Origin of the sequence: Spiroplasma sp. hy2 (assembly GCF_044714365.1) — a bacterium.
In the GTDB taxonomy this organism is placed as follows: Bacteria; Bacillota_I; Bacilli_A; order Mycoplasmatales; family Mycoplasmataceae; genus Spiroplasma; species Spiroplasma phoeniceum.
Genome location: NZ_RXFZ02000210.1, coordinates 1 through 1,527 on the forward strand (window position 1 = coordinate 1; position 1,527 = coordinate 1,527).

The following is a 1,527-nucleotide window of genomic DNA, read 5'->3' on the forward strand; positions in this document are numbered from 1 at the left end:
AAATTTTTAAATAAAAGACATAATTAATTAAAATTATAATTTGCTATTAGTATCTTTTTAAAAATATTTACAATTATTTTAATAGGTTATGCAAGAAGTCTATTCATCATATTGATGAAGATAAAGCAATTATGTTATCAACTCCGACATATGCAAAGAAAAATCCATTTGATTATCAAAAAGCTGATCATTTAGTCTATTGCAATTTATTAGAACATTTAGTTTTACATATTAAAATTGTTGAATATCCAAATCCAGCCCAAAATCCGGGTGAAACCTGTGTGGTAGGCGGAATCTATAATTATATTGTTCCTGAATTAAATGATATTTATAGTGGAATTGTTTATAAACAAGCTTGAAAACAAAAAGTGACAGAAATTATTTTGCCACTTAAAAATGATTATTTTAAATGCATCAAACAACTAGTAAATCTTAATTTTGATTATGCTTTACTAAAATCTTTTAATACTAAATATGGTTTGTGAAGTAATGATAAAAATAAACAAATCTATAAAAGATTGAAAAAACTAGGAGTAATAAGCTAATATGTAAAATTTTAATAAATAAAAAAACATTTCTTTTGAGATGTTTTTTAAACTAAACGGTTGTATCATTCAACAATTAGTGCTTCATTAATATTACTATTTAGTTCTTCACGAAGAGGAAAACGAACATATGTTCCTGTCATTTTAGTTTTATCAAATTTAACAAATTCTAATGTACTAACTTGACTATCTAAACTTTCTAAAATTTTAACATTTTTTTGTGAACTTTCTTTTACACTAATCACATCACCAGGTTTACAATTATACGATGGAATATCAACTTTCTTCCCATTAACAAGAATATGAGCGTGATTTACTAATTGACGAGCTCCTGCTCTTGTTTGTAATAGTCCCATACGATGCACAATGTTATCTAAACGTGATTCTAACATAATTAAGAAGTTTGTTCCGGCAATCCCTTTCATTTTTTTTGATTTACTGTAAGTGTTACGGAATTGACGTTCTGTTAAACCATACATATAACAAACTTTTTGTTTTTCATGTAATTGTAATCCATAGTTTGATAATTTTGAACGACGTTGTCCATGTTGACCAGGTGGTGTTGTTCTTTTTTTCCCTTTTGAAAATTCTTTGTTGTTTTCTAAGATACTAAAACCGTATCTTCTTGCTTTTTTAAATATACTTCCACGATAACGTGCCATTAAAAAAACCTCCTATATATCATTATGACATACAAAAAGATTCATTGAATTGCTCTAATAAAGGAAGTTTTTTGCTTCGCCCTAACAGCTGGGGTTACTTTAACACTAAATCTTAATTAATAAAAAACTAAGAACATTACTATGCAATTCTGCTGCTTCTCTGTGTTGTCTAGGGAATATTATATAATAAAATCAAGGATAATTCAATATTTTTTTTTCTAATTTTCTTTAATTTTGTCGAAAACTCTTGATATTTATAAAATATACCTAAAATTAGGTATATTTTTAATATATGGAGGTAAATAATTAATGAAAAAAWW

2 protein-coding genes are annotated in these 1,527 nt (G+C 25.9%); one reads left to right on the top strand and one right to left on the bottom strand.

The features are described from left to right. The first annotated feature begins 131 nt into the window (after window positions 1-131). Window positions 132-545, top strand: a complete 414-nt coding sequence (locus EHV01_RS05470) for a hypothetical protein (protein ID WP_422066575.1) — start codon at window positions 132-134, stop codon at window positions 543-545. A 47-nt stretch (window positions 546-592) separates the two neighbouring features. Here EHV01_RS05470 and rpsD read toward each other — a convergent pair whose 3' ends face one another. Continuing rightward, window positions 593-1,207, bottom strand: coding sequence for a 30S ribosomal protein S4 (gene rpsD, locus EHV01_RS05475; RefSeq protein WP_422066576.1), 615 nt, complete (start codon window positions 1,205-1,207; stop codon window positions 593-595). Window positions 1,208-1,527 lie beyond the last annotated feature (320 nt).